Annotated in this window: 19 protein-coding genes; 13 read left to right on the top strand and 6 right to left on the bottom strand. The window is 71.5% G+C overall.

All coding sequences use genetic code 11. The features are described from left to right. On the bottom strand, window positions 1-4,903 hold a 4,903-nt coding region (locus ABEA42_RS04825; protein WP_345501537.1), incomplete at its 3' end, for a chitobiase/beta-hexosaminidase C-terminal domain-containing protein. A gap of 445 nt (window positions 4,904-5,348) precedes the next feature. Between ABEA42_RS04825 and ABEA42_RS04820 the strand changes: the two genes are divergently transcribed. From ABEA42_RS04820 to ABEA42_RS04780, 9 genes are all read left to right on the top strand, one after another. After that, the gene (locus ABEA42_RS04820; RefSeq protein WP_345501536.1) at window positions 5,349-6,440 is read left to right on the top strand and encodes a Gfo/Idh/MocA family protein; all 1,092 of its coding nucleotides are present in this window, start codon (window positions 5,349-5,351) and stop codon (window positions 6,438-6,440) included. After that, complete coding sequence (locus ABEA42_RS04815) at window positions 6,437-7,567, top strand: DegT/DnrJ/EryC1/StrS family aminotransferase (protein ID WP_345501535.1); 1,131 nt, start codon at window positions 6,437-6,439, stop codon at window positions 7,565-7,567. Before ABEA42_RS04820 ends, ABEA42_RS04815 begins: the two co-directional genes overlap by 4 nt. Before the next feature lie 34 nt (window positions 7,568-7,601). Continuing rightward, window positions 7,602-8,279: a sugar transferase gene (locus tag ABEA42_RS04810; RefSeq protein ID WP_345501534.1), complete on the top strand. Its 678-nt coding sequence runs from the start codon at window positions 7,602-7,604 to the stop codon at window positions 8,277-8,279. 20 nt (window positions 8,280-8,299) lie between these two features. Next, window positions 8,300-9,952: a murein biosynthesis integral membrane protein MurJ gene (gene murJ / locus ABEA42_RS04805; protein ID WP_345501533.1), complete on the top strand. Its 1,653-nt coding sequence runs from the start codon at window positions 8,300-8,302 to the stop codon at window positions 9,950-9,952. Next, the gene (locus ABEA42_RS04800) at window positions 9,949-11,415 is read left to right on the top strand and encodes a hypothetical protein (protein ID WP_345501532.1); all 1,467 of its coding nucleotides are present in this window, start codon (window positions 9,949-9,951) and stop codon (window positions 11,413-11,415) included. The genes murJ and ABEA42_RS04800 overlap by 4 nt, the downstream gene beginning before the upstream one ends. Beyond that, window positions 11,412-12,722 (top strand): Wzz/FepE/Etk N-terminal domain-containing protein, encoded by a 1,311-nt coding sequence (locus ABEA42_RS04795; protein WP_345501531.1) that lies wholly within the window; start codon window positions 11,412-11,414, stop codon window positions 12,720-12,722. Before ABEA42_RS04800 ends, ABEA42_RS04795 begins: the two co-directional genes overlap by 4 nt. Beyond that, a complete protein-coding gene (locus ABEA42_RS04790; RefSeq protein WP_345501530.1) occupies window positions 12,719-13,927 on the top strand; it encodes a glycosyltransferase family 4 protein in 1,209 nt (402 codons plus the stop codon). The genes ABEA42_RS04795 and ABEA42_RS04790 overlap by 4 nt, the downstream gene beginning before the upstream one ends. Continuing rightward, window positions 13,927-14,775, top strand: a complete 849-nt coding sequence (locus ABEA42_RS04785) for a hypothetical protein (protein ID WP_345501528.1) — start codon at window positions 13,927-13,929, stop codon at window positions 14,773-14,775. The genes ABEA42_RS04790 and ABEA42_RS04785 overlap by 1 nt, the downstream gene beginning before the upstream one ends. Before the next feature lie 77 nt (window positions 14,776-14,852). Beyond that, a complete protein-coding gene (locus tag ABEA42_RS04780) occupies window positions 14,853-15,500 on the top strand; it encodes a hypothetical protein (RefSeq protein WP_345501527.1) in 648 nt (215 codons plus the stop codon). A gap of 209 nt (window positions 15,501-15,709) precedes the next feature. On the opposite strand, the gene ABEA42_RS04775 is transcribed toward ABEA42_RS04780, so the two are convergent. Continuing rightward, window positions 15,710-15,946: a hypothetical protein gene (locus tag ABEA42_RS04775; protein ID WP_345501526.1), complete on the bottom strand. Its 237-nt coding sequence runs from the start codon at window positions 15,944-15,946 to the stop codon at window positions 15,710-15,712. 140 nt (window positions 15,947-16,086) lie between these two features. Here ABEA42_RS04775 and ABEA42_RS04770 point away from each other — a divergent pair, with 140 nt between their 5' ends. From ABEA42_RS04770 to ABEA42_RS04755, 4 genes are all read left to right on the top strand, one after another. After that, window positions 16,087-16,305, top strand: a complete 219-nt coding sequence (locus ABEA42_RS04770) for a hypothetical protein (protein ID WP_345501525.1) — start codon at window positions 16,087-16,089, stop codon at window positions 16,303-16,305. A gap of 99 nt (window positions 16,306-16,404) precedes the next feature. Then, window positions 16,405-17,031, top strand: a complete 627-nt coding sequence (locus tag ABEA42_RS04765; protein WP_345501524.1) for a DUF47 domain-containing protein — start codon at window positions 16,405-16,407, stop codon at window positions 17,029-17,031. Between the two features lie 8 nt (window positions 17,032-17,039). Further along, complete coding sequence (locus tag ABEA42_RS04760) at window positions 17,040-18,032, top strand: inorganic phosphate transporter (protein WP_345501522.1); 993 nt, start codon at window positions 17,040-17,042, stop codon at window positions 18,030-18,032. A gap of 207 nt (window positions 18,033-18,239) precedes the next feature. After that, the gene (locus ABEA42_RS04755) at window positions 18,240-19,289 is read left to right on the top strand and encodes a hypothetical protein (protein WP_345501520.1); all 1,050 of its coding nucleotides are present in this window, start codon (window positions 18,240-18,242) and stop codon (window positions 19,287-19,289) included. Between the two features lie 53 nt (window positions 19,290-19,342). On the opposite strand, the gene pstB is transcribed toward ABEA42_RS04755, so the two are convergent. The 4 genes from pstB to pstS all read right to left on the bottom strand — a co-directional run bounded on the left by pstB (window position 19,343) and on the right by pstS (window position 23,376). After that, a complete protein-coding gene (pstB, locus tag ABEA42_RS04750; protein ID WP_345501519.1) occupies window positions 19,343-20,119 on the bottom strand; it encodes a phosphate ABC transporter ATP-binding protein PstB in 777 nt (258 codons plus the stop codon). Window positions 20,120-20,193: 74 nt separating this feature from the next. Further along, window positions 20,194-21,174: a phosphate ABC transporter permease PstA gene (gene pstA / locus ABEA42_RS04745; RefSeq protein ID WP_345501518.1), complete on the bottom strand. Its 981-nt coding sequence runs from the start codon at window positions 21,172-21,174 to the stop codon at window positions 20,194-20,196. Next, on the bottom strand, window positions 21,171-22,181 hold the full coding sequence (gene pstC, locus ABEA42_RS04740; protein ID WP_345501517.1) for a phosphate ABC transporter permease subunit PstC: 1,011 nt from the start codon (window positions 22,179-22,181) through the stop codon (window positions 21,171-21,173). The genes pstA and pstC overlap by 4 nt, the downstream gene beginning before the upstream one ends. A 79-nt stretch (window positions 22,182-22,260) precedes the next feature. Further along, window positions 22,261-23,376: a phosphate ABC transporter substrate-binding protein PstS gene (pstS, locus tag ABEA42_RS04735; protein ID WP_345501516.1), complete on the bottom strand. Its 1,116-nt coding sequence runs from the start codon at window positions 23,374-23,376 to the stop codon at window positions 22,261-22,263. Between the last annotated feature and the right edge of the window lie 47 nt (window positions 23,377-23,423).

Raw genomic sequence — 23,423 nt, 5'->3', positions numbered from 1 at the left:
CCACGCAGGGGTTGCCGTTGCACAGCATCGAGGTCACGGGTGCGGCGTTGTCCACCGAGACCAGCTGGGACTTCGTGACCTCCGCGTTCCCTGCGACGTCCCAGGACCTGTACTTCACCGTGGTCGTCGTCGACAGTGGCACTGCTGCCGTGTACAGGGTGCTGCTCGTGGTGGGGTCGGTGCCGTCCAGGGTGTACCTGGTGCTGGCGACGCCGGAGCCCCCGGTGTTGTCGGTGCTGGTGAGCGTCACGGCGACCCCAGGCGCGTACGGGCCCGTGCCACAGGCCACCCCGTTGCAGGCGATCGTCGTGATGGGCGCCACCGTGTCCGGACCGGGCGGCGCCGCATGGCAGCCGCCGGTGCCGGAGTCGGTGAACGTGCCCTCGTCGGGGACGAACGACCAGTCGTAGGAACCGTTGCGCAGCGTCATCCGGATAACGCCGTGCGTCTGGGCGTTGAGGGCCTCGCTCGTCGGCTGCTGGGCGCCGGGGTTGCTGAGGCCGGCGCCTCCCGTGCCGACGATGAACTCGCGCATGCCGTAGGTGGTGTCCTTGGCGCCGGCAGCGTTGAGCGGCGCGAACCGCTCGTACCAGTGGGAGTCACCGTTGAGGACCACGTCGGCCCCGCCCTTGTAGAGCGTGTTCCACAGGGCCTGGAAGGTCGGGTCCCCACCGGAGCCCGACTCCGTCGAGGCCCAGCGCGGGTTCTGGTAGTACGCGAGGGTGCACGAGGACGCGTTGGCGGCCAGGTCCTGCTGCAGCCAGGTGTCCTGGGCGGACCCCGCGGCGCAGGTGGCCGCGTTGTCCGGGCAGGGCGCGGTGTTGAGGGCCACGACGTGCCAGGTCCCCAGGTTGTAGCTGTAGTAGCCCTTGGACGGGTCGCCTGCCGAGCTCCCGAAGTAGGAGTAGTAGCCGGCTCCCGGGGTGGTCGGGCAGCCCGCACCACCGGTGGTCGAGTAGTCCTTGTCGCCGGGCACCGGGTGGGTGATCGACTTCTTCTGCCCCCAGGTCGGGTCGTAGGACTGCTCGAAGGCGGAGGGGGACCCGCACTCGTACTGGATGTCGCCGAGCGGGAGCACCGCGTCCACCCCACCGAGGAGCCCGACGGTGTGGGACGCGCGGCAGTCGGTGTCGGTGCCCAGGCCCGAGTTGAACGCCGGAGCCGCCGGGTCGCAGGCGATGTCACCTGCGGCACCGATCACCGGGTCGGCGTTGGGCTGCATCTGGACGAGCGTGGTCTGCACGGGTTCGGTGTTGCCGGAGTTGTCGACCGAGAAGTACGAGAAGGTCGTGTCCTGGGCGATGGTGACCGACCGGGTGAACGCCGGGCTCGAGCTCGTCGGCGTCGAGCCGTCGGTCGTGTAGTAGGTGGCCTTGACACCCGAGCCGCCGGGGTCGGTCGCGCGGACGTCGACCGTCACCGAGCCGTGGTACGTCGTGCTGGTGCACGGTGTGCCGTCACAGGTGAGCTGCGTGGTCGGGTTGAGCTGGTCCGGTCCGGTGAGGACCTGCGACACGGTCTGGACCATGGTCCGGTCGGGGGCGCCGCCGCTCTGCCCAGCCGCGTCGAGCCAGTCGAGGAACGCCGTGAGCGTGTCGAGCTCGATGGGGCCGTAGTCGCTGATGCAGCCGGCGTAGTTGTCGGGGTCGTAGGCCTGCGAGCAGACCTGGTGGAACACGAGGGGCACCCAGCCGCCACCGTGCTGCGATGCCGCGATGACCGAGGCCTGGAGGTGGGCGAGGCTGATCGGCGGCAGGTTCGGCGGGTTGCCCGAGGGCGGGTCGTAGACGGTTCGGGTCGCGAACATGTCCTTCGGCGGGACGGTCTCGCTGTAGACCGGTCCGGCGCCGGTGCCGGCCACGTCGATGCCACCGGCCGCGCGGGCCGTGGAGTAGCCGCAGTTCTGCACGATGGACTCGGCGGTCGCGTCGTAGGCGCCCTCGGGGTAGGCGAAGCTCGTCGGGTAGAAGCCGTGGGCGATCAGGGCCTGGCGGTCGTCGCAGACCTCCTTGATCTTCGTGGCCATGTCGGTCGTGGTCTTGAGGTTGGTGTGGTGGGCGGTGTGGCCACCGATCTCGTTGCCCCCGTTGTTGAGCGCAGTCAGCTCCGGCCACGTCATGTGCTGCGGGTCGACGTCCTGCAGGCCGCTCACGTCGTAGAAGGTGCCGTGCATGTTGCGCGGCTGCAGGGCCTTGCGGAAGGCCAGGTCGTACTGCGACTTCAGGCCGTCGTCGAAGGTCAGCGACACCATCGTCTTGGGGGCCAGGACCACCACCGTGACGGTGTTCACCGGTTCGGTGTTGCCGGCCAGGTCGGTCGAGAAGTACTTCACGGTGTACGTCGCGGGGGTGGAGAGTACGACGGGGCTGCCGTACACCGCGCTGGAGGTGCTGGGTGTGGACCCTTCGGTCGTGTAGTAGGTCTTGTCGACGCCCCAGCCGCTACCGTCGTCGGCCGTCAGCGTGAGGCTCGTACTGCCGTTGTATCCCGTTGAGACGCACGGCGATCCGTTGCACGCGATGGTCGTCGTCGGTGGGGTCGAGTCCGGCGCGAGGGAGACGGGGACGGCCTGCGTCCCGGTCGCCTCGACGTTGCCGGCGTTGTCCCACGAGCGGAACTTCACGGTCGTGTCCGACGTGAGCTTGAGCGGCGCCGAGTAGGTGGGGCTCGTCAGCGAGGGGTCGGTGCCGTCCGTCGTGTAGTGGGTGCTCGACACCGCCGAGCCGCTGTCCGTGGCGGCGAGGGTCACCGACACGGTGCTGGTGTACGCCGTCGACGAGCAGGGGGCGCCGTTGCAGGCGATCGTGGTCGCGGGCGCCGTCGTGTCGGCGGCGGTCGCCGCGGCGCGCACCGTGGTGAGGACGGCCCCGGCGGGGGCACCACCGGAGGTGCCGGCGTTCCCCATCCAGTCGAGGAAGGCATTGAGGTCGGAGAGCTGGACCCACCCGGCGGAGGCGGTGCACGCCGCGTACGGCGTGGGCTCGAGGGCCTGGTCGCACACCCGGCCGATGACGACCTGGCTGAGGCCGCCGCCGTGCGTGGCCGCACCGTTCACCAGGGCCTGGAGGTTCGCGAGGGTCACCTGCCCGGTCGGGGCGTAGGCGCGCGTCGCGTACCAGTCCCTGGGCGGCAGCGTCTCGGCCCAGGTCGGGCCCGCGGGTGAGACGGAGCCCGCCGTGCGCCCGCTGCCGTAGCCGCAGTTCTTCACGATGTCCTTGACCGTCGTGCTGAAGGCACCGCCGGGGTAGGCGAAGGCGACCGGCTTCAAGCCGTGCTGCACGAGGTTGGCCCTGTCCGTGCACACCTGGGTGGTCGGGTCGGGGTCGGTCGTGAGGTTGGTGGCGTTCACCGACTTGCCACCGACGTCCTGGCCGTCGGTGTCGAGGGCGCCGACCTGGGTCCACGTCATGGTGTTGGCGGAGGCGCCGATCGTGCCGGAGTTGACGAAGAAGGTCGCCTGGGCGCTGTGGGGCTTCAGGGCCTTGGTCCAGCCGAGGGTGTACTGGCTGACGGTGCCGTTGTCGAAGGTGAGCGCGATCTTCGTGGTGACGGGGACGACGCGCACCGACCGGGTGTTCACGGCCTCGGCGTTGCCGGCCTTGTCGGTGGAGAAGTACTTGACGTCGTAGCTGCCCGGTCCGAGCTGGAGGGGCGCCGAGTAGACGGGGCTCGCGGTCGTGGGCGTCGAGCCGTCGGTCGTCACGTAGGTCTTGTCGACGCCGGAACCACCGGTGTCGGTCGCCGCCAGGGCGATCGTGACCGAGGCGACGTAGGACGTGCTGCTGCACGCGGCGGAGTTGCAGGAGATCGTGGTGGTCGGGGCCACCGAGTCGGTCGGTGCCTCGATCACCTGGGTCCTGGTCGCCTCCTGGTTGCCTGCGTAGTCCCACGTCGCGAACTTCACGGTCGTGGACGTGGCTGCGCCGTTGACGGCGAAGGGCGCCGTGTAGAGCGGGCTCGACAGGCTGGGCTCGGTGCCGTCGGTCGTGTAGTGGGTGCTGGCGACGCCCGAGCCGACGTCCGTGGGGGAGAGCTTGACCGTGACCACGCCGGTGTACGGCGTCGTGGCGCAGGCCGCGTCGTTGCAGGCGATCGTCGTGACGGGGGCTGCGGTGTCGCTGGAGGACAGGACGGAGCGCACGGTGTCGAGGACGGCGCCGGTCGGGGCGCCACCCGCCTGCCCGGCGGTGGCCATCCAGTCGAGGAAGGCGTTGAGGTCCGACAGCTCGATGTGGCCGCTGGAGGCGCTGCAGCTCGTGTAGTTGGCCGGGTCGAGGGTCTGGTCGCAGATGCGACCGATGACGATCTGGCTCCAGGCGCCGTTGCCGTTCGCGGCACCGGTCACGAGGGACTTCATGTTGGCCAGCGTGACCGCCGAGGGCGCGTAGGCCCGTGTCGCGAACCAGTCGACCGGCGGGAGGGCCTCGGCGTAGGTGGCTCCCGTGGCCGAGAGGCCGCCGGCGGTGCGGGCGTTGCCGTAGCCGCAGCTCTTGACGACCGCCTTCACGGTGGCGTTGTTGGTGCCCCCCGGGTAGCCGAACGCGACCGGGGTGATCCCGTGCTGCAGCAGGGCCGCGCGGTCGTTGCACACCTGTGCCGTGGGGTTGGGGTCGGTGGTGAGGTTGGTGGCGTTGACCGTCTTGCCGCCGATGTCGAGGCCGGCGCCGGCCAGGGTGCCGAGCTGGGCCCAGCTCATGAAGTTGGCACCGCCGCCGACGGTGCCGGAGTTGACGAGGAACGTCGCCTTGGCGCCGTGCGGCTGCAGTGCCTGTTGGTAGCCGAGGGTGTAGTGCGTGACCGACCCGTTGTCGAACACCAGTGAGACCTTGACGGCGGACACCGCGGCCACCGGGGTGGCGGACAGTGCCGGGAGTGCCATCGCGACCGCGCCGGTGAGTGCCACGCTGCGGAACCAGCGGCGCCGGCTCCACCCGCGCCTGCGCACTCCACTGCTGCGGGGTCCGGCATCTCCACCGGACCTGAGGACGGAACCTGCTCGCCGTACAGCCACTGTGAGTCCCTTGCGCTCCTGACGACTCCGGCTGAGTCGTCGTGGACAGCACCGGTCGCGGACGACCAGGGCGTTCGCAGCGTAGGGCGCGCTCCATGCGAGGGGCCTCATTCCATTGCGCCCCAACGGATGCGACGAATGGAGTAGTGCTGATGGGCGCGTCATGGCCATGTCGTCCCATATCGCCCGGCGTCCTAGTCCCGCGACTCACCCGGGACTACTCCCATGGGGTGAGTCGGAGTTCATCCGCATTGGTGGAGTGCTGATCCCGGAAGCGGGCCATGGTGAACGTGATCGGGGGACGCCTCGCTGTGAGGCGACGACCAGAGGAGCAGGGATGGCAACGTCACAAGGGATTCGCGTCGGCATCGTCGGGTGCGGGTACTGGGGTTCCAAGCACGTCCGGGTGATGCAGTCGCTCGCCCAGGTCGGGGAGGTCGTCCTCATCGACGGCCGGTCCGACCGCACGGCGTCGTTGTTGCGCGGGATGCCGGGCGCGCGCACGTTCGAGGACCTCCCGTCCGCGCTGCCGGAGGTCGACGCGGTCGTCCTCGCGACGCCGCCCACCACACACGCACCACTCGCCCTGGCCGCCATCGCGGCCGGCAAGCACGTCCTCGTGGAGAAGCCGATGGCGACCACGAGCGCGGACGGCCGCCGGTTGGTCGAGGCTGCGACCGAGGCCGGGGTGACCCTGATGGTGGGGCACACCTTCGAGCACAACGCCGCCGTCGCCAAGCTGCGCCAGCTGATCCTGCAGGGCGACCTCGGCGACCTCTACAACATCGACACCGCGCGGCTGAACCTCGGGCTGTACCAGAGCGACGTCAACGTCATCTTCGACCTTGCGCCCCATGACATCTCGATCATCATCAACCTGCTCGGGTCGGCGCCCGCGTCGGTCGAGGCCTGGGCTGCGTGCCACGCCCACCGCCGGCTGGAGGACATGGCCTACCTGCGCCTCTCGTACCCCGAGCTCAACCTCACGGCCAACATCCACGTCAGCTGGCTCGACCCGTGCAAGGTGCGGCGGGTCACCGTCGTGGGCAGCCGGAAGATGGCCGTGTACGACGACCTCGCGGTGGACGAGCGGATCCGGGTCTTCGACCGGGGCGTCACCCCGCCGGTGGACGACCAGGACCTCACCCAGCCGCCGATGGCGTACCGCTACGGCGACATCACGGTGCCCTACCTCGACTTCGAGGAGCCGCTGCTCGTGCAGGACAAGCACTTCATCGACTGCATCCTCACCGGTGGGCGACCCTCGACCAACGGTCTCAACGGGCTCGCGGTCGTCGAGGTGCTGGAGGCGCTGCAGATCTCCCTACGGGAGCGGCGCCCGGTGGCGCTCGACGAGCTCCGTCCAGAGGGGTCGCGACCCGGACCGGATCCCGAGGAGAGCGTGTCGCTGATCGGCAGCGCCCTGTGACCGCGGTCGACGACACCGACGTCTCGCTGCGGGTCCCGTTCGCCGACCTGGCGATGCAGACGGCCGAGGTGCGCCCGGAGCTGGACGCGGTGTGGAGGGAGCTGCTCGACAGCCATCGCTTCATCGGCGGCGACGTGGTCGAGGCCTTCGAGCGCGAGTGGGCTGCATACTGCGGCACCGACTTCGCAGTGTCGGTGGGCAACGGCACCGACTCGCTGCACCTCATCCTGCGGGCCCTCGGCATCGGACGGGGGGACGAGGTCGTGGTGCCCGCCAACACCTTCATCGCCACGGCCGAGGCGGTCGTCCTGGCCGGGGCCGTGCCGGTCTTCGTCGACGTCCTCCCGGACACGTTGCTCGTCGACCCGGCGCAGGTGGAGGCGGCCATCACGCCGCGTACGGCCGCCGTCGTGCCCGTGCACCTGTTCGGGCAGATGGCGGACATGGACCGGCTGACGGAGGTCGCGCAGCGTGCCGGGGTGGCCCTCGTCGAGGACGCCGCCCAGGCGCACGGCGCCTTCCACGACGGCAGCCGGGCAGGGTCCGTCGGGGCGGCCGGGAGCTTCTCCTTCTACCCGGGCAAGAACCTCGGCGCGTTCGGTGACGGCGGCGCGGTCACCACCTCCGACCCCGAGATGGCGGCCCGGCTGCGGTCCCTGCGCGACCACGGGCGCGCGCTGTCCGACCGCTACCTGCACGACCACGTCGGGGTGAACAGCAGGCTCGACGCCCTCCAGGCCGGGATCCTGTCCGTGAAGCTCCGGCACCTCGACGGGTGGACCCGGGCGCGTCGCGCCCACGCGGCGGCCTACCGCGAGCAGCTCCCCGCCGACGTCGTGACGATGGTCGAGGAGACGCCCGCGACGCCGAGCGTCCACCACCTCGCGGTCGTGCGGACCGAACGGCGCCAGGAAGCGGTCGACGGCCTGGCCCTGCGGGGCATCGACACCGGGATCCACTACCCCGTGCCCTGCCACCTGCAGGAGCCGTACGCCGCGTACTCGCGCGGACCGCTGCCGGTCGCCGAGTCCGCTGCGAGCGAGATCCTGTCCCTTCCGATGTTCCCCCACCTCACCCCGGACCAGGTGAGCCACGTGTGCGAGTCCGTGGCCGCGGTCCTGCGCTGAGGGCTGCGGACGAGGGGGCAGGGGAGTGGAACCGATGACCAGGGGCAGGGTGACGAGCCGTGCCGTGGCCCGCCGCCAGCGGCTCGGCTACACCGTCGCGAAGCGCGTCCTCGACCTCGTGGGCGCAGCCGTCCTCCTCGTCCTGCTGTCCCCGCTCCTCGCCCTGGTGGCCCTGCTCGTGCGGGCGGGTTCGACCGGGCCCGCACTGTTTCGCCAGACCCGGGTCGGGCGGGACGGCCGGCCGTTCACGATGGTGAAGTTCCGCACGATGAAGACGGGGTGCAGCGACGTCCTGCACCGCGAGTACGTCAAGCGGCTGCTCGAGGAGGACACGGCGGTCGCCACCCCGGCCACGCCCGTCTTCAAGCTCGACGACGACCCCCGGCTGACGTCGCTCGGAAAGCTGTTGCGGCGCACCAGCATCGACGAGCTCCCCCAGCTGTTCAACGTGCTGCGTGGCGACATGTCGCTCGTCGGCCCCCGCCCCGTCCTGCCCTGGGAGCGGGAGCTGTTGCGCGGTGAGTACGACGACCGCTTCTCCGTCCCGCCCGGGATGACGGGGCTCTGGCAGACCAGCGGTCGCAGCACGCTCACGATGCGTCAGGCGCTCGAGCTCGACCTGCAGTACGTGCGGCGGTGCGGGTTCCTGCTCGACCTGCGCCTGCTGCTGCTGACGGTGCGCACGGTGCTCCGGGTGGGTGATGCGGGGTGACCAGCGTCGAGCGTCCGCCCGTGGCGGCCGACGGAGGACGAGAGCACCTGGAGCCTGCGGCCACCGACGTGTCGGTGGCCGCAGCCGACAGCGTGACCGTGGCCGGGTGGACGCTGGTCAGCCGGGTCACCGGGCTGCTCCGCATCGCGGCCATCGGCGCGGTCCTCGGGCCGACCGTCCTCGGCAACACGTTCCAGTTCACCAACGCGCTGCCCAACCTCATCTACTACGGGCTGCTCGCCGGGTCCCTCTTCCCGTCGCTGCTCGTGCCCGCACTGGTCCACCACGCCGACGCGGCAGACCGCCGCGCCTGCGAACGGCTGGCCGGGGGGTTCCTCGGGGCCACGGCGGTGGCCCTGGCCGTGGTCGTGCCCCTCGCCGTCCTGGCGGCGCCCCAGCTGCTCGGCACCACTGCCCCTCCCGGGCAGGCGGGGCTGGGGGGCGGTCAGGTCGGTATGGCGCGGCTGCTCTTCCTCATGTTCGCCCCGCAGGTCTTCTGCTACGCCGTCGTCGGGACGGCCACGGCGACGATGAACGCGCACCAGCGCTTCGGCCTGGCGGCGGCCGCGCCGGCCCTGGAGAACGTCGGCATCATCGCCGTGCTGGGCGTGACCGCGGTGACCTACCCCCACGAGTCGGGGGGACCGGTGCAGCTCGGCGAGCTGTTGCTCCTCGGCCTCGGCACCACCGGTGCGGTGGCCGTGCACGCGGCCGTGCAGTGGTGGGGAGCACGCCGCGTCGGTGTCGTCCTGCTGCCCAGGGCCGGCTGGAGGGACCCCGAGGTGCGGACCATCATCCGCCGCGCCATGCCGTCCCTCGGACAGGCCGGGGTGCTCGCGCTCCAGGTCGTGGCCCTGCTCGCCGCGGCCAACGGTGCCCGCGGTGGCGTGGTCGGGTTCCAGATGGCGCTGAGCTTCGTCTACCTGGTCGTCGCCGTGGCCGTGACGCCACTGGCGCTGGGGTCGCTGCCGTGGCTCTCGAGGGCGTTCAGCCGTGGGGAGCACGAGAGCTTCCACGACACCTTCACGCGTTCGCTCGGGCTGGCGCTGTTCGTGGCCGTGCCCGCCGCGGTCGGCTGCCTCCTGCTGTCGCCGGCGCTGGCCCGGTTCGTGGCCGTGGGCCGGATGGCTGAGGACGACGGGGTGAGGGTGATCGCGTCGTCGCTCGGGGCCCTGGCGGCCGCGGTGGTCGGCCAGGCGGTGTTCAGCATGTGCAGCTACGCCTTCTACGCCCGCCGCGACACCCGCACGCCACTTCTCGCCGCGGCCGTCCAGGTGGCCGTCTGCCTCACCGGCGTCGGTGCGTCCCTCCACTTCCTCGACGGCGCCCGCCTGCTGGTCGGCCTCGGCGCCTCGTACAGCGCGGGCACCCTCGTCGGCGCGCTGTGCATGGGGGCCATGCTCGCGGGCCGGGTCCAGCGCGGACCGGTGCGGCTCGTGCCGTCCGTGGCCCGCACCGGTGCCGCCACCGCGGCCATGGCGGTGCCGGTGTGGCTGGTCGCGCACGCCGTGACGTCGTGGGAGGGACGGGTCGGCACGGCGGCAGCGGTCGTGCTCTCCTCGGTCACCGGAGTCGCTGCGTACTGGGCGGTGTCCAGGCTGCTGGGCGCACCGGAGCTCGCGCTCCTCGCCGGCGTCCGCCGCCGCGCGCTCCCGCAGGGCGGCCCGTCGTGAGTGGCGCCGGCCGGGCCGCGGTCCTCCAGGGACGCACAGCCATCACCGTCCACCCCGCGATCGGCCCCACCACCACCGCCGCGGTCCTCGCCGCACCGGCCGCCATCTGGCTGAGCACCCGGCAACCCCTCATCGCGCTGGGCCTCGTCCTCGTGGGCGCCCTGGCGGCCCTCGTGGTCGCGAAGCCCGCCCTGGCCGCCTACTCGCTCATCGTCGTGACCCCGCTGACGGCGGGCATCGACCGCGGCTCGGCCATCCCGCTGCTGCGGCCCAACGAGGCCCTGGCGGCAGTGGTCGGGGGAGCACTCGCGACGCGGGCGCTGCTGGGGGCCCGGGCCGGGCGGCGACCCACCCTCAGGCTCAGCCAGGTCGAGTGGGGGCTGCTCGCCATGGCGGTCGCGAGCTCGGTGCTGCCGCTCGCGTGGATGGCGGTGCGGCAGCGGCCGATCGCCACCGACGACCTCCTCTACGCCCTCGTGCTCTGGAAGCTCGGCTCCGTCTACCTCATCGTGCGGGCCAGCATCCGCACGGTCGAGGAGGTCCGCCGCTGCCTCTACCTGTCCATCGGTGTGGCAGTTCTCGTGGGGACGATCGCGATCGCCCAGGCCCTCGACCTCCTGCACGTGCGCGCGCTGCTGGCGGGGTACTTCCTGCCGAACGGCAACGTCGGCGCCCTCGCCAACCCCCGGGGCGGCTCGACCCTCGCGCTGCCGGCGGCCGTCGCGGACCTCATGATCTGCAACCTCGCCCTGGTGGTCGGGTTGATCGCCCGCAGGGCCCGCCACGCGCTCGTCCTCACCGGGGCGTCCCTGTGCATGATGATGGCGGCCGTCTCGGCCGGCGAGTTCTCCAGTGCCCTCGGGCTGGTCATCGCGGCCTGCCTGCTCGCCTACGTGATCCGCAGGCCCCGCCTCCTGCTGCTCGCCCTGCCCCTCGTCGCCGTGGTGGCCGTCGTCGCCTGGCCGGTCATCTCCACCAGGCTGTCCGGCTTCCAGGGCACGTCCGGCATCCCGGTCAGCTGGGTCGGTCGGCTGCGCAACCTCAACAGCTACTTCTGGCCGCAGCTTCTCGACCAGGCCAACTTCCTGCTCGGGGTCCGTCCCAGCGCCCGGGTCGTGGTGTCGAGCCAAGCCACGGGGTACGTGTGGATCGAGAGCGGCTACACGTGGCTGCTCTGGGGCGGTGGGCTCCCGCTCCTGTTCGCCTTCGGCTGGTTCGTCCAGGCCTCGGTGCGCCACAGCTTCCTGCTGGCGCGGTGGCGGCCCGACGCCGTGGGCGCGGCCGCCCTCGGCTTCCTCGTGGGCATCGTCGTCATGGCGGTCCTCATGCTCTTCGACCCCCACCTGACCTACCGCGGGTCGGGCGACACGTTGTTCATCCTCGCGGCGCTGGCCCGGTGGCCGGCGGGCGGACCCGAGAACGCACCCGACACCATGACGACCGAGGGAGCCGTGACCGCATGACCACGTCCGTACCGCGCGAGCTCCAGGACACCCCGGGCTTCGCCCGCGGCTTCCTGCGCGCGCACCTCAAGCTGATCCTCGCGTTTGCCGCGCTCGTCACGGTCGGGGCGGCGGCGGCGAGCTACGCCCAGCCCGACGCCTACACGTCGGTGGCGCGGGTCGTGGTGGAGTCCAAGCTCCTGCCCTCGGGCGGCGTACCCCCGTTGCCGGACATGGGGACGGAGAAGGCGGTCGCACTCTCGGGTGCGGTCACCGAGCCCGCAGCGCAGGCGTTGGACCTCACCCAGGCGCAGGCCGTCCAGGGCGTGACCGTCTCCGTGCCCGTCGACACGCACGTCCTCGAGTTCGAGGCCACCGCCGCCACCCCGGCCGAGGCGGCACGTCGTGCCCGGGTGTTCTCCGAGACCTACGTCGACGTGCGGTCGAAGGCCCCGGACGCGACGGTGCCCCGGTCGGTCGAGGTGATCACCCCCGCCACGATCCCGACGGCGCCGTCCGGGCCCGACCACCCGTTGCACCTCGCCGTGGCGCTCGTCCTCGGCCTCGCCCTCGGCACCGCGCTCGCCGCGGCCTGGGACCGGTGGGACCACCACGTCCGCGGCCCGAGCGAGCTCGTCGAGCTCACCCTCTCCCCGGTCCTGGCCGTCATCCCGCGTCCACGGCTGCACGGCTCGGAGAGGCTGGTCGTGGCGGAGCACCCGCACTCGTCGGTCGCCGAGTCCTACCGGTTCCTGGCCACCCACCTGCTCGGCCTCGGCCACCCAGAGGGGCCCGGGACGCTCGTGGTCACCTGTGCCGGCAACATCGACCTCGCCGCCCGCGACGTGGTGGCAGCCAACCTCGCGGCCGCCGCCGCCGAGGCCGGGCACTCCGTCGTCGTCGTCCCCGAGACGCAGGACGTCGAGGAGGCGCAGGAGCTGCTCGCGTGGGCGAAGACCCCGGTCGAGGTGTCCTCCGACGGCGCCGGTGCGGCCGCGATCGGCTACCACCGGCTGATGAAGACGCACGACCTCGTCATCGTCCAGGCGGCCCCCGTGACCAAGTCGGCAGCCACCCTCGACACCGTGCAGCAGTGCGACGTGGCGGTGCTGGTGGTCGACACCGAGCTCTCCGACCGGCGCACCGTCCGGGAGGCCCACCGGCTGGCCAAGAACTTCTCCAAAGGGCCCGTCTGCTCGGTCCTGACCCATCGCAGCAGCCTGCGCAGCGCGGGCCTGCCGACGTGGGTGCAGCGCGTGCGGGGCGACTCCTCGGTCGACGGCCGGACGATGACACCGACACCCAGCGGCAACGAGGGACTGGTGTGAGGCGGCCGCACAGCGGGAGGGGTGCGCACGTCCTGCTCGTCGTGGAGAACGTCTCCCTCGCCCACGACCACCGGCTCCGCAAGCAGGCTGCGTCACTGGTGGCCGCGGGGTACGAGGTCACCGTGGTCTGCCGCCGCGACCCGGGGAACCGCCGGCTCCCTGGCGTGCGCGTGCTGGACTACCCGGCGCCGCGCGACGCCGACGGGCGGCTCGCCTTCGTGTGGGAGTACGCGTACTCGTGGGTGGCGGCCGCCGTGCTCATGTGGCGGGCGTGGCTGCTGCGCCCGTTCGCGCTGGTCCAGGTCTCAGGCATGCCGGACGTCTACGCGCCCCTCGCGGTGCCCTTCCGGTGGATGGGGGCCGTCATCGTCCTCGACCAGCGCGACCTCGCCCCGGAGGTCTACCTCGCGCGGTTCGGAGGCCACGGCAGCCTCGTGCACCGGGTCCTGCTCGCGTGCGAGCGGGCGAGCTTCCGGACCGCCGACCACGTGGTGACCGTCAACGAGTCGTGCCGCGCCGTCATCCGTGACCGCGGGGGCATCCCCGAGGACCGGATCACGGTGGTGGGCAACGGCCCCCACCTCGCCCGGGTGCGACCGGCGACGCGCGACCGCCACCGGGACGTCGACGCGGCCGGCGGCAGCTGCTGCTGGGTGGGCGTCATGGGGCCGCAGGACAGCGTCGAGCTGGCGCTGCGGGCGGTGGCCCACCTCGTCCACGACCGCGGCCGCACCGCCCTGACGGCGGTCCTGGTCGGTGACGGCGACCAGCGGCCGGCACTCCAACGGCTCGCAGTGGACCTCGACATCGGCGCGAACGTCTGCTTCACCGGATGGCTGGACGAGGAGGACGTCTTCGCGCAGCTGGCCGCCGCCGACGTGGGCCTCGAGCCCAACCTCGAGGCCGTCGTGAGCCCGGTCAAGGTCATGGAGTACATGGCGTGCGGGCTCCCCTTCGTCGCGTTCGACCTGCCCCAGACGAGGTCCCTCGGCGGCTCCGGCGGCCTCTACGCGGAGCCCGGGGACGTGCCGGCGTTCGCCGAGGCGGTGCACCGCCTGCTCACCGACAGCGAGCTGCGTGCCGCGTCGGGGGAGGACGGTCGTCGTCGTGTGGTCGACACCGTGGCGTGGGAACACCAGGAGGCGGTCTACCTGGACCTCCTCGCCGACCTGCTCCCCACCAGGGAGCTCGAGAGGAGCCTGTGATGGGCCGACCGCCCAGCACCTCACCCGCCCGACGCGTGCGCCACCTCGCCCGCACCTACCTGTCCGAGAGCCCCGCCCTCTACCTCCCGCTGGCACGCCGCCGCTACCCCGGGCCCAGCCCGGAGGTCGTCGGGCGCGACACCGAGCTCGTCATCGACGGCTACACCCGCTGCGCGAGCACCTTCGTCGTCTACGCCTTCCAGCTCGCGCAGCCCCGCCCCGTACGTCTCGCCCACCACCTGCACGCCAGCGCGCAGGTCGTCGAGGCGGTGCGCAGGGGCCTGCCCACCCTGACGGTGGTCAGGGAGCCGCGGGGAGCCGTGCTCTCCCAGCTGGTGCGCGAGCCCAACGTCGACCTGAGGGACGCGATGCTCGCGTACGCCCGCTTCTACGAACAGCTGCTGCCACACCGCGACGCCATGGTGGTCAGCGACCTCCCGGAGTCGACCCACGGCCTCGCCGGGGTCGTCCGCCGCCTGAACGGGCGCTTCGGCACCTCCTTCGCCGCCCCCTCGCTCGACGCCGACATGCGCGAGGAGTGCGCCGAGCTGGTGCGGGCCCGGCCGTCGCTGTCGCCGGTCGTGCTCGGCTTCGAGTCGGGCCTGGTCAGCCACGACGAGCTGAAGGCCTCCCGACGCGTCCTCGGCGGCGCGGTCACCTACGGCGGTGCCAGCCCGGCCCCGAGCCCCGAGCTGTGGGCGCCCTCGGCGCAGCGCGAGAAGGAGAAGGCGGAGCTGGCCGGGGCCTGGACCGCGGCACCACGCCGGCTGCGCGAACGCGCCCTGTGCGCGTATGCGGCGTTCACCGTCGCCTCGAGCGCCCAGGTGCCCCGGGAGGTCCATCGCTGACGCCGCGCCCGTACGCCGCCACGTCCCCGGTCCCCGGTCCCGCGCGGACGGCGCCGGGGGCTGGGACACTGGGGGCGATGAGAAACGAGCCCAGCGGACGTCCCGGCCCGCGTCGACCTGCGTTCTTCAGCCCTGCCGCCATGGAGTCGCAGGGCGGCACCGTGCCCGACCCGGCCGAGGTGACGGAGGTCGCCCACGAGACGGCCGCGGTGCTCGTGGGTACCGGGCGTGCCTCCGACGACCCGCAGGTCACTGCCCGCCTCGTCGCCCTCGTCGACGACCTCGGGCTCTCGACCGTGGCCGAGCTGTGGGCCGACCGGCCGGCGCGCAGCCTGCCCGGCGCGCTGTGGCGCCTCTACGCGTTGCGCGAGTGGGTGCAGCGCAGCCCCGAGGAGGCCGCGGCCGACTACGCCTCCGGCATGCGGTTCACCGACGTCAACCACGTCGTGGCCGGGGTGGCGGAGCCCCCGGGGCCCACCGAGCTGCGCCAGCTCACCGACGCGATCCTGCGGGGCGTCTTCGAGGGTGACCTCGCCGTGGCCCTGCAGCGTGCTGCCGCCTTCTGTCGTGTCGTGGCCGCCGGACGGGCCGACCGCGCCCACACCACCGACACCCAGGACCGCGACGCCGCAGGGCGCCAGACGCAGCGGGCCGCGTCGATGCTGTCGACGGCGGGCGACCTCGAGGCCTGCGCGGGCCTGTGGCGGACCGGAGAGCTGCGCTGACGGGCTCCCGGCCCCGGGCTGCCCGACACCCCTCCCGCTCGTCCACAAGGGGCCGAACGGGGGAACAGAGTCGGGGCGACCGGGGTTAGAGTCTGGTGTGCGCCGGGCTGCGGTAGCCCCGGGTCCCAACTGAAGCCGCTACGAGCGGCCACGCGCCGTGAGGCGCTCCCAGCCCGGCGCGCATCTTCGGGCCCACGCGGCTGGACCGCTCAGGGGTCGGTGCGCTGCGGCGCGCCCGGGCAGTTCCCGGCGTGGTCGGCAGCGTCCCGGTGCGAGGTGCGGCGCGCGCGGCGCCCCGGGCCCAGCCAGCCGCACACGCGGCACACGCCGTGGCTGAAGGACCCACGGTCCTCGACCTCGGTCGGCCCACCGGCGGCGCCGAGGGCACCGCCGTCGACACCATCGGCGACACCGCTGTCGACGCTGCCGTCGGACCCGAGTCCCATGCGCACATCATCGGGCATAGGTGAAAGTGACTAGTCCTGATGGTGTCGACATGACCCATACGGGTGGTTCGTGCGTGTCGCTGGTCAAGACATCGCAAACTGGTGACGCGATCGGGTCTCCGCTCCGTTAGCGTTTTCCCATGACCACGGACCCGCACGCCGGTGCAGAGCTCACCGACGACGCGCTCCAGGACGAGATCGAGCTCGTCGGTGACCTCGTGGTCGCCGCCTCCGCCAGCGAACGACCTCTCACCGACGACGAGATCGACCACGCCCTGGGCATCCAGCGCGCCCACAGCGACGCCCCGGTTGCGCTGACCGAACGCCCCCACCGGTCGACCCGGCGCCTCAACGCCTGAAACACCGGGTGAACACCCGACCCCCACCGGGTTGCGCTTTCGAGCCGACTTGCCCGTAGCATCATCCCCGGCCATCCCCCCGTATGACCGGAGAGAACCGTGGGCTTTCGCCTCACCCCCCAGGAGAACAGCTTCTACGACCTGTTCGCCAAGTCCGCTTCGTACCTCATCGACGGCTCCCGTGAGCTGACCACGATCCTCGGGGTCGCCCACCACGAGCGCGAGGCCGTCGCGACCCGTATGCGCGAGATCGAGCACGGTGCCGACGAGGCCACCCACGAGATCATCCGCAAGGTCAACAGCTCGTTCATCACCCCGTTCGACCGCGAGGACATCCACGGCCTGGCGTCCACGCTGGACGACTGCATGGACCTCATGGACGCGGCGGTCGACCTGATCGTGCTCTACCGCATCGGTGACCTCCCGGCCGGCGTGTCCGACCAGGTCGAGGTCCTGTCGCGGATGTCCGAGCTCACCGCCGAGGCCATGCCGCGGCTGCGCTCGATGAAGGACCTCTCCGAGTACTGGATCGAGATCAACCGCCTCGAGAACCAGGCCGACCAGATCTACCGCGGCCTGCTGGCGGCGCTCTTCAACGGCGAGTACGGCACCGACGCCATCACCGTGATGAAGCTCAAGGAGGTCATCGAGGAGCTCGAGGCCGCCGCCGACGCCTTCGAGGCCGTCGCGCACAAGGTCGAGAGCATCGCGGTCAAGGAGTCCTGAGCCCTCCCATGGAATGGCTTCCGGTCGGAATCGTCATCGCGCTGGCGATGGGGTTCAACTACACCAACGGTTTCCACGACGCGGCCAACGCCATCGCGACCTCGGTCTCGACGCGTGCGCTGACGCCCCGTGTCGCCCTCGCGATGGCTGCCGTCGCCAACCTGTTCGGCGCGTTCTTCGGCAAGAAGGTCGCTGACACTGTCGGCAAGGGCATCATCGACGCCCCTGTCGGCTCGGTGGGCCTCACGATCTGTGCCGCCGCCCTCATCGGCGCCATCGGCTGGAACCTCCTCACCTGGTGGTACGGCCTGCCCTCGTCCTCCTCCCACGCCCTCATCGGCGGCCTGGGTGGAGCGGCGCTCGCGGCCGGTGCCACCGTGAAGTGGCAGGGGATCTTCGACAAGGTCGTCATCCCGATGGTGCTGTCGCCGATCGTCGGCGTCCTGCTCGGCTACCTCGTCATGACGGCCATCATGTGGCTGTTCCGCGGGGCCCAGCCCGGGCGCGTCTCGCGTGGCTTCCGCTACGCCCAGACCGCCTCCGCAGCGGCCATGGCGTTCGGCCACGGCCTCCAGGACGCCTCGAAGACCGCCGGTGTCGTCGTGCTGGCCCTCACCGTCGGTGGCTACCACACCGGCTCCGGCGTCCCGTGGTGGGTGCTGCTCATCTCCGCGATCGTCATCTCCCTCGGCACCTACGCCGGTGGCTGGCGGATCATGCGCACGCTCGGCCGGCGCATCATCCACCTCGACCCGCCGCAGGGCTTCGCCGCCGAGACGACCGCCGCGTCGATCCTCTACGTCGCCGGCCTCGCGTTCGGCGCACCGATCTCGACCACCCACACGATCACCTCCGCGATCATGGGTGTCGGCGCCACCAAGCGGCTGTCCGCGGTCCGCTGGGGTGTGGCCGGCAACATCGTGGGCGCCTGGGTGCTGACGTTCCCCGGAGCCGGCATCGTCGCCGCCGTCAGCTTCTGGATCATCCACCTCTTCGTCTGACCCCCCTCCTTTCCCTCCCCCTCCTTTCCCTCCCCCTTCTTCCCCGACTTATTGCCCGGTAGGCACCGTCCGCGGCCCGTTTCGGCCCGGAATCGGTGCGTGGCGGGCAAGAAGTCGCAATCCACCGGGTGGCTGCAGGAGTCCGTTCGTCCACAGGGCTGACCGACGTGGGCGCCGGCCCCGGTTCGGCGCCCCCACGCTGTCTGCGTGAACGAGCTACCAGATCTGGCCGCGCCGTTCCTCGCACACGAGGCGGTGGCCGCGGGCTGGTCGGCCCGGCGGGTGGGCGGTCTGCTGCGCCGCGGCCACCTCGTCCGGCTGGCCCGGGGACTCTACGCGCCGACCCGCCAGTGGGCCGCGATGTCGCCGGACGAGCGTCACCTCGCGCTGGTCCACGCCGCGGTGCGCCGGGTACCGCGTGCGGTGGTCAGCCATCGCAGCGCAGCACTGGTGCACGGCCTTCCGACACCGTACGGAGCCCTGGGTCCCGTGCGCATGACCGTGCCGGCCGACGACCGGAGCAGCCGCGCGGAGTCGTGGGTGCAGCTGCACCGGGGGACCACGGGACTCCAGCACGTCGAGCTGGTCGCGGGCCTGCCAGTCACGACGGTGGCCAGGACCGTGGTCGACTGCTTCCGCGAGGACGGGCTGGCCCAGGGCCTCAGCGTGGGTGACGCTGCGCTGCGCTCTGGAACTGGCTCCGTGGCGGACATCCAGCACGTCCGGCAGCAGCAGCGGAGGTGGCCCGGCGTGGCTCGCGCCGGCATCGGCATACCGCTGCTCGACGGGCGGCGGGAGTCGTGGCTGGAGTCGTTCTCGGCCGGTGCCATGGCCGCTCGTGACGTCCCACCGGGTGTCCCGCAGGTGGTCGTGCTGGACGAGTGGGGACAGTTCGTGGCGAGGGTGGACGTCGCCTGGGCCGAGCTCGGCATCGTCGGGGAGGCGGATGGCCGGGGGAAGTACCTCGGCGACTTCGACGACGGGCTGGGGCGGGGCGAGGACGCGGCTGCCGCGAGGGTGGTCCAGGCAGCCCAGCGCGAGTCGCGGGTCCGGGAGCTCGGACTGCGGGTGGTGCGGTGGGACACGACCGAGATCGTCCGCAGCCCGAGGAGCGTCGTGGCCAGGTGGTTCGCGGCCGCGAGGTCAGCCGACCCGGGTCGCGTCACGGCCCACCTTCGCTGCAGCTGCCACCGCCTGCCCCTGACTGATTGCCCGTCGAGCACCCGAAAGGACGGTCTGGGGCGCCTCGCCGGGTGACACCGGGCAATAAGTCGGGGAAGGGAAGGGGGTGGGGGTGGGGGTGGGGACGGTCAGCCGAAGCGGCCGGAGATGTAGTCCTCGGTGGCCTTGACGCTGGGGTTGTTGAAGATGCGCTGGGTGTCGTCGATCTCGATGAGCTTGCCCGGCTTGCCGGTCGCGGCGAGGTTGAAGAACGCCGTCCGGTCCGAGACGCGAGCCGCCTGCTGCATGTTGTGGGTGACGATGACGATCGTGTACTTGCTCTTCAGCTCGCCGATGAGGTCCTCGATGGCCAGCGTCGAGATCGGGTCGAGGGCCGAGCAGGGCTCGTCCATGAGGAGGACCTGCGGCTCCACGGCGATGGCGCGCGCGATGCACAGTCGCTGCTGCTGCCCGCCCGAGAGCCCGGCGCCGGGCTTGTTCAGCCGGTCCTTGACCTCCTTCCACAGGTTGGCACCCTGGAGCGACTTCTCCACGACGTCGTCAAGCTTCTTCCGGCCCTTGACACCGTTGAGGCGCAGGCCGGCGGCGACGTTGTCGTAGATGGACATCGTCGGGAACGGGTTGGGCCGCTGGAACACCATGCCGACCGTCCGGCGCACGGCCACCGGGTCGACGCTGGAGGCGTAGAGGTCCTGGTCGTCGAGCATGACCTTGCCCTCGACGCGGCCGCCGGGGGTGACCTCGTGCATGCGGTTGAGGGTGCGCAGGAACGTCGACTTGCCGCAGCCGGACGGCCCGATGAACGCCGTCACCGAGCGCGGTTCCACGGTCATCGTCACGCCTTCGACGGCCTTGAACGCGCCGTAGTAGACGTTCAGGTCGCTGACGTCGATTCGCTTGGCCATGAGGGTTGTTCGTCCTTCGCTTGCAGGGAGGTTCGGTTCGAGGAGGGGTGGGACGCGGTACGGCGCGGGCTGCGCTACCGCTTCACGGAGCCGAAGCGGGCCACCACCCGGCCGGCGAGGTTGAGCAGGAGCACGATGAGGATCAGGGTGAGCGCAGAGGCCCACATGCGGTCGACCGCCGGCTGCAGGACCTCCGTACGGTCCTGGTTGATCATCGTCGGCAGGGTGGGCATGAGGCCGCCGAAGAGGTCCGTCGCGATGGACTTCGTGTAGGGGCCGAGGATGAGAAGCGGGGCGGTCTCACCCATGACGCGCGCCAGGCCCAGCAGGACGCCGGTCACGATGCCCGAGAACGCGGTGGGCAGCACGACCTTCATGATCGTCTTCCACTTCGGCACGCCGAGGGCGTAGGCGGCCTCGCGCAGCTCGTTCGGCACGAGCTTGAGCATCTCCTCGGTCGAGCGCACCACGACCGGGATCATGAGCAGCACCAGGGCGAGGCAGACCGCGAAGCCGACCCGCTGCAGGCCGAAGGTGGTGACCCACAGCGCGTAGACGAACAGGCCTGCGACGATGGAGGGGACGCCCGTGAGGATGTCGACCATGAAGGACACGGCCTTCGCGAGCCGGCCGCGCCCGTACTCCACGAGGTAGATCGCGGTCAGGATCCCGATCGGCACGGAGATCACCGCGGTGGTCACGCCCTGGATGAGGGTGCCCTGGATGGCGTGGACGGCGCCGCCGCCGACGCGGCGGGAGGTGATGCCGCGCTGGGAGTTGGTCCACCACTGGGCGTCGAGGAGCAGGTGGTAGCCCTTGGACGTCACGGTCCACAGGATCCACACCAGGGGGACGAGGGCCAGCAGGAACGCCGCCCACATCACCACCCGCGCGAGCTGGTCCTTGACGGCGCGCCCGCGGGCCTTGTGGCCGAGGTCGGTGGGGGCGGTACCGCGCGAGGACGGTGGCGTGGCCGCCGTACCAGTCGCCGCGGACCCGGTGCCCGCACCGGCGGTCGGGGAGGAGGGGAAGGACGAGGTGGTCGAGGTCGTCATTCGCTGAAGGCCTTCCTGCGCTCGATCACGACGCGCGCGATCGCGTTGACCACGAAGGTCAGGACGAAGAGCACGAGCCCGGCCGCGATGAAGGCGCCGGCCTTCTGGGGGGTGTCGAACTCCGCGGCGTTGTTGGCGATCCGCGAGGCGAAGGTCTCGCCGCCGTTGAGCAGCGACCAGGTCCACTTGGACCCGTCGGGCAGCGTGGACAGGATGATGGTCACGGCGATGGTCTCGCCGAGCGCGCGACCGAGACCGAGCATCGAGGCGGAGATGATGCCCGGCTTGCCGAAGGGGAGCACCGCCGTGCGGATCATCTCCCACCGGGTCGCGCCGAGCGCCAGCGCGCCCTCCTTGTGGGTGGCGGGCGTCTGCGCGAAGACCTCCCGCGACAGGGCGGTGACGATGGGGAGCACCATGATGGCGAGCACGATGCCGACGAACAGGATCGTGCTGCCTCCGCTGATGCCGGCGCCGCTGAACAGCGGTATCCAGCCGAGCGCGTGCTGCAGGAAGCCCTGGACGGGCTCGAACACCGGCCCGAACGTCCGCAGGCCCCAGATGCCGTAGACGATCGACGGCACGGCGGCGAGCAGGTCGATGAGGCTGGCAGCCGGGCGGGAGAGCCAGGTCGGCGCGTACTGCGTGATGAACAGGGCGACCGCGACACCGACGGGCACCGCGATGACCATCGCGATGGCGCTCACCGTGACGGTCGTCCAGAGCAGCTCCACGATCCCGAACCGTGGGTGGGCTCCGTCGACGGACCACTCGCGGGAGGTGAGGAAGTTGGCGTCGTTGCGGGCCAGGGCCGGGATGGCCTGCCACAGCAGGAAGACGCCCACGAGGGTGACGAGGGCGATGACGAGCAGACCCGCGCCCTTGGCGGCGCCGCCGAACAGGCGGTCGCCGAGGCGGCCGGTCCCTGCACCGTCGCCGCTGAGCGGTGCGCTGCCGTGGGGTCCGGGGGTCTCGTCGGCCAGGGATACGCCGGTCACTGATGACACGTGATGCCTATCGCGGTTGGGGAGGGGGGTACAGCAGCGTGCCGGGGGTCTGGGACCAGGCCCCCGGCACGCTCGGTGGTCAGGACAGGGCGTCGATGGCCGCGTCGACCTTGGTGCGGACCTCGTCGGGGAGCGGCGCGTAGCCGATCTCCTCGAGGGACTTCTGGGTCTCCTCGGAGGCGAAGCTCTTGAGGAAGGCCTTGACCAGCTTGGCCTTGGCCGCGTCCTTGCTCTTGGAGCAGACGATCTCGTAGGTCACCAGGTTGATCGGGTAGGCCCCGGCCTCCTTGGTGGCGTAGTCGAGCTTGAGGCGCAGGTCGTTGCCCTGGCCGTCGGCCTTGGCGGTGGCGATGGCCTTGCCGACGGTCTCACCGGTCAGCTCGACCGGGCCCGCGCCGTTGTCGATCTGGGCGATGCCCAGCTTGTTGTCCTTGGCGTAGGACCACTCGGCGTAGGTGATGCCGCCCTCGGTGGACTGCACGGCACCGGCGACACCGGCGGACTTCTCCTTGCCCTCGCCCTTGCCGGTCCAGGCCTTGCCGGGCTCGGCGGTCCACGCGGAGGGGGCCGCGCCGTTGAGGTACTTGGTGAAGTTCTCGGTGGTGCCCGACTCGTCGGAGCGGAAGAAGACCTTGATCGGCTCGGACGGCAGGGTGACGCCGGAGTTGATCTTGGCGATCGAGGCGTCGTTCCAGGTGGTGACCTTGCCGTTGAAGATGTTGGCGATGACCTCGGGAGTCAGGACGAGCTTGTCGACGCCCTTGACGTGGTAGGCGACGGCGATGGGGCCGGTCACCATGGGGAGGTTCCAGGCGGGCGAGCCGCAGTACTTGGCGGCCTCGTCGGCCTCGACCTTGCCGTCCTTCTCGGTGGTCTTCAGCGCCGAGTCGGAGCCCGCGAAGTCGACCTGCCCGGCGAGGAACTGCTTGATGCCGGCGCCGGAGCCGGTCGGGTTGTAGTTGACCGTCGCACCGGAGCACTTGTCCTGGAAGGACGAGATGGCCTCGTCGATGGCGTTCTTCTGGGCGGAGGAGCCCTCGGCGTTCAGGGTGCCCGTGGGGCAGTCGGACGAGCTGGAGCTCGACGAGCCGCCGGCGGCGTCGGTGCCGTTGTTGTTGTCGGAACCGCACGCCGTCAGGGCGATGGAGCCGACCACGGCGACGCTGGCCAGCAGGCCGAGACGCTGGATCTTCACGGTGTTCAAACCTCTCAACAAGGGAACTCGGGTGGAAACTCGTGGCG

This window comes from Pedococcus ginsenosidimutans, from assembly GCF_039544395.1.
GTDB classification, from domain to species: Bacteria; Actinomycetota; Actinomycetes; order Actinomycetales; family Dermatophilaceae; genus Pedococcus; species Pedococcus ginsenosidimutans.
Note: the sequence above shows the minus strand (reverse complement) of the source record. Positions and strands in the feature narration are given on the sequence as shown.